At 64.3% G+C, this 4,215-nt stretch carries 5 protein-coding genes; 3 read left to right on the top strand and 2 right to left on the bottom strand.

The annotated features are described in order from the left end of the window. On the top strand, positions 1–1,495 hold a 1,495-nt coding region (rpoD, locus tag RR928_RS10575; RefSeq protein ID WP_332682456.1), incomplete at its 5' end, for an RNA polymerase sigma factor RpoD. A 137-nt stretch (positions 1,496–1,632) separates the two neighbouring features. On the opposite strand, the gene RR928_RS10570 is transcribed toward rpoD, so the two are convergent. Both RR928_RS10570 and RR928_RS10565 read right to left on the bottom strand, forming a co-directional pair. Continuing rightward, entirely contained in the window at positions 1,633–2,100 is a 468-nt protein-coding gene (locus tag RR928_RS10570) for a MaoC family dehydratase (RefSeq protein ID WP_332540031.1), read from the bottom strand. After that, the gene (locus tag RR928_RS10565) at positions 2,087–2,644 is read right to left on the bottom strand and encodes a PaaI family thioesterase (RefSeq protein ID WP_332540034.1); all 558 of its coding nucleotides are present in this window, start codon (positions 2,642–2,644) and stop codon (positions 2,087–2,089) included. Before RR928_RS10565 ends, RR928_RS10570 begins: the two co-directional genes overlap by 14 nt. Positions 2,645–2,706: 62 nt before the next feature. Between RR928_RS10565 and RR928_RS10560 the strand changes: the two genes are divergently transcribed. Then, positions 2,707–3,144, top strand: coding sequence for a MarR family winged helix-turn-helix transcriptional regulator (locus RR928_RS10560; protein WP_332548047.1), 438 nt, complete (start codon positions 2,707–2,709; stop codon positions 3,142–3,144). A 61-nt stretch (positions 3,145–3,205) separates the two neighbouring features. Next, the coding region (locus tag RR928_RS10555) for an alkene reductase (RefSeq protein ID WP_332682455.1) at positions 3,206–4,215 on the top strand (1,010 nt) is incomplete at its 3' end.

Below are 4,215 nucleotides of genomic sequence, written 5' to 3'. Positions count from 1 at the left end.
GCTGCTGACGCGCGAAGGCGAAATTGAAATCGCCAAGCGCATCGAAGGCGGCCTGCAGGACATGATGCAGGCCATCAGCGCCTCGCCCGCGACGATTGCCGAAATCCTCAACATGTCCGAGGAAATCCGCAGCGGCAAGGTGGTGATCTCGACCATCGTTGACGGTTTCTCCAACCCCAACGAAGCCGACGATTACGTGGCCGAGGAAGACTTCGACGAATTCGACGAAGAAGACGACGACGACGGCAAGGGCGGCTCCAAGGCGCTGACCAAGAAGCTCGAAGAACTCAAGAACGACGCCCTGTCGCGCTTCGACAAGATGCGCGAGCTGTTCGAGAAGATGCACAAGATCTACGACAAGGAAGGCTACGGCACTCCTGCGTACATGAAGGTGCAGGCCGCGCTGACCGAAGAGCTGATGACCATCCGCTTCACGGCCAAGACCATCGAGAAGCTGTGCGACCTGGTGCGCGCCCAGGTCGACGACGTGCGCAAGAAGGAACGCGAACTGCGCCGTATCATCGTCGACAAGTGCGGCATGCCCCAGGAGACCTTCATCAAGGAATTCCCGGCCAACCTGCTGAACCTCGAATGGGTGGTCAAGCAGGCCGCGTCGAACAAGTCGTGGAGCGTCATCCTCGAGCGCAACATCCCGCCCGTGCAGGAATTGCAGCAGAACCTGATCGACCTGCAGACGCGCGTTGTCGTGCCCCTGCCAGGCCTCAAGGACATCAACAAGCGCATGAACGACGGCGAACGTGCGTCGCGCGATGCCAAGAAGGAAATGATCGAGGCCAACCTGCGCCTGGTGATCTCCATCGCGAAGAAGTACACCAACCGCGGCCTGCAGTTCCTGGACTTGATCCAGGAAGGCAACATCGGTCTGATGAAGGCCGTGGACAAGTTCGAATACCGTCGCGGCTACAAGTTCTCGACCTATGCCACGTGGTGGATCCGCCAGGCCATCACGCGCTCGATTGCCGACCAGGCACGCACCATCCGGATTCCGGTGCACATGATCGAGACCATCAACAAGATGAACCGCATCAGCCGCCAGCATCTGCAGGAGTTCGGCTTCGAGCCCGATGCGTCCATCCTGGCCGCGAAGATGGAGATCCCCGAGGACAAGATCCGCAAGATCATGAAGATCGCCAAGGAGCCGATCTCCATGGAAACGCCCATCGGCGACGACGACGACAGCCACCTGGGCGACTTCATCGAGGACGGTGCCAACACCGCCCCCATCGATGCCGCCATGCAGGCCGGTCTGCGCGACGTGGTCAAGGACATCCTCGACGGCCTGACGCCGCGCGAAGCCAAGGTGCTGCGCATGCGCTTCGGCATTGAAATGTCCACCGACCACACGCTGGAAGAAGTGGGCAAGCAGTTCGACGTGACGCGTGAACGCATCCGCCAGATCGAAGCCAAGGCCTTGCGCAAGCTCAAGCACCCTTCGCGTTCGGACAAGCTGCGCAGCTTCATCGACTCGCTCTAAGCGACGCGCCTTCAAGGCACAGCAAAAAGCCATCCTCAGGGATGGCTTTTTTCATGGGCGCTCGCGCACCCGCATGTCGCTTGGGCTCAAACGCCCTTCGACAGGGCAAACGCAAGTGCGGAGTTTGCCTTTCCTGCTCAGGGCGCACGCCGCGGCACCACCAGATTTCCGACCGAAATCTGCACCGGCTGGTCATGCTGGTTGAACGTCGTGGTGCGCAGTTTGATCAGGCCCTGCTCGGGGCGCGACTTCGAAGGCCGCACTTCCAGCACTTCGCATTCCACGCGCAGCGTGTCGCCGGGGCGCACCGGCAGCGGCCAGCGCAGCTCGTCGAAGCCCGCGCCTATGATGCCGCCCGCGAGCGGAAAATCATGGCTCACAAGCAGACGCATGGTCACGGCCGCCGTGTGCCAGCCGCTGGCGGCCAGGCCGCGAAACAGCGTCGCGCGCGCGGCTTCGTCGTCAAGATGAAAAGGCTGGGGATCGAACTCGGCGGCAAAGGACTTGATGCGCTCCTCGTCGACGCGCAGGCGCGCGCTGCCGACAAAGCGCTGCCCCGGCTCCAGGTCGTCAAGATAGGAAAGCGCGCGATCATTGGCGGACATGGACGGACTCCTGGGCGTTGGCGGGCACATCGAAGATCAGGCAGGTCGTGGTCGCATGCGCGTAGAGCTTGCCGTCGGGGCCCACGATGCGGCCTTCGGCCGTGGCGACCTGGCGGCCCTGGTGAATCACCTTGCCTTCGGCGCGCACCAGCGGCACGCGGTCGTTCAAGGCGCGCACCATGTTGACCTTGAGCTCCAGCGTGGTGAAGCCCTTGCCCGCGGGCAGCAGCGTGTGCACGGCGCAGCCCACGGCCGAGTCCAGCAGCGTGGCAAACCAGCCGCCATGCACGCTGCCCAGCGGGTTGTAATGCTTGCGCTGCGGCCGGCCCTGGAACACCGCGACGCCGGGCTCCATGTGGATGGGAATGAAGTCGAGCGTGAGGCCTATGGGCGCGGGCGGGATATCGCCGGCGAAGATCGCGGCAAACAGCTCCATTCCCGTGAGTCCGGCCAGCGATGCGGGCGCGCCGGCATCGACGTTCAGGCGCGAGCGCACTTCGATTTCCTGCGCCGTCCAGCGCGCAACAACAGGGTCCATTACCATCTCCATCACATGCTCCTTGTCAAATCATTGTATATACAAACATTGCAAGTACAATATAGCAGATGAACACTCCAAAAGGCTGCACCAATCTGAAGCTGCGCCAGCTGACCCGGCTGGTCACGCGCCATTACGACCACTACACCGCGGCGGCCGGGCTCAAGACCACGCAGTACTCGCTGCTGTCGCATGTGGAGAGGCTAGGGCCCATACGCCCCGGCGATCTGGCGCGCAGCATGCAGATGGATGCCTCCACGCTCACGCGCAACATGCAGCCCCTGGTCGCCCAGGGCTGGCTGCGCATCGGGGCGGGAGAAGACGCGCGCAGCCGGCTGGTGGAAATCACCGACGCCGGCCGCGCCAAGCGCGTCGAAGGCCAGCGCGCCTGGAAGCTCGCGCAGCTCGCACTGAATGAACGCCTGGGCGTGGAGCGCGTCGCCGCGCTGCACGAACTGCTCGATGACGGCATCGCCTGTTTCGACGACGACGCCGCCGCGCAATAAACACTCCCTACCCTCTGCGGCGGCGCGCAGCCGCCTGTTTACCTACCCCAAGGAAAGAAGCATGTCCGACAGCCGTTTGTTCCAGCCCTATTCCCTCGGTGCGCTGACGCTCGCCAACCGCATCGTGCTCGCGCCGCTGACGCGCAACCGCGCGGGCGCGGGTTTCGTTCCCAGCGATCTCGCCGCCACCTACTACAGCCAGCGCGCCTCCGCGGGCCTGCTGATCTCCGAAGCCTCGCAGATCTCGCAGCAGGGCCAGGGCTACCAGGACACGCCCGGCATCTACACGCCCGCGCAGATCGCGGGCTGGCGCAAGGTCACCGATGCGGTGCACGCCAAGGGCGGCCACATCTTCCTGCAGCTGTGGCATGTGGGACGCATCTCGCATGTCGATCTGCAGGCCGGCGGCGCCGCGCCGGTCGCGCCTTCGGCCATCCGCGCCCAGGGCAAGACCTTTGTCAACAACCGCTTCGAGGAAGTCTCAGCGCCGCGCGCGCTCGAGCTGCGCGAACTGCCGGGCATAGTCAACGATTTCCGCCATGCCGCGGCCAACGCCATTGCCGCGGGCTTTGACGGCGTCGAGATCCATGGCGCCAACGGCTATCTGCTTGACCAGTTCGCCAAGGACGGCGCCAACCAGCGCACCGATGCCTATGGCGGCTCGATCGAGAACCGCGCGCGCCTGATGCTCGAAGTCGCGGCCGCCGTCGTGGGCGAGATCGGCGCCAAGCGCACGGGCATTCGCATCTCGCCGGTGTCGCCGGCCAACGGCATCAGCTGCAGCGAGCCCCAAGCGCAGTTCGACCATATCGTCGACGGCCTGGACGCGCTGGACCTGGTCTACCTGCATGTGGTCGAGGGCGCGACCGGCGGGCCGCGCGATGTCGCGCCGTTTGACTACGCGAGCCTGCGCAAGCGCTTTCGCAACACCTACATGGCCAACAACGGCTATGACCTGGAACTGGCTTCCAAGCGCCTGGCCGAAGACAAGGCCGACCTGTTTGCGTTCGGCCGGCCGTTCATTGCCAACCCCGATCTGGTCGAACGCCTGCAGACCGGCGCGCCGCTGGC

It is taken from the genome of Comamonas sp. (assembly GCF_036666375.1).
Taxonomy (GTDB): Bacteria; Pseudomonadota; Gammaproteobacteria; order Burkholderiales; family Burkholderiaceae_C; genus Comamonas.
This window is presented reverse-complemented; position numbering and strand designations above follow the sequence as displayed.